The sequence below is a fragment of the Ochrobactrum sp. SFR4 genome, from assembly GCF_019730395.1.
Taxonomy (GTDB): Bacteria; Pseudomonadota; Alphaproteobacteria; order Rhizobiales; family Rhizobiaceae; genus Pseudochrobactrum.
This window is the reverse complement of record NZ_JAAPBB010000470.1, coordinates 1-332: the sequence shown is the minus strand read 5'-3', so window position 1 is coordinate 332 and position 332 is coordinate 1. Positions and strand designations below refer to the sequence as shown.

Genomic DNA, 332 nt, shown 5'->3' with positions numbered 1-332 from the left:
GGAAGCACTTAACCTTGCCTCGAAATCCGGCATTCACCGTCTGATTACGGCACTGGAAGAGCTCGGTTTTATTCGCCGCCTGCCAAACAGAGCCCGTGCATTGGAAGTTGTGCGCCTGCCGGATTCCATTGCTCCGGGGCTCAACAGCCAGAAGAAATTCTCACCAAGCGTCATTGAAGGTGATCTGGGCAAGAAGAATGTAACCGAATTGCCTAAAAGGGCGGCTCCAGCAGCAGAAACTGATGCACCTGCCGGTATCAGCGTTCCGGTGATGGGCCGTATTGCAGCCGGTGTGCCGATTTCCGCCATTCAGTCCCAGACCCATATGATTA

Annotated in this window: 1 protein-coding gene; it reads left to right on the top strand. The window is 54.2% G+C overall.

Annotation, left to right across the window (positions count from 1 at the left end):
• A partial coding sequence (locus tag HBA93_RS19845) for a LexA family protein (protein WP_502910152.1) occupies positions 1-332 on the top strand: 332 nt, incomplete at both ends.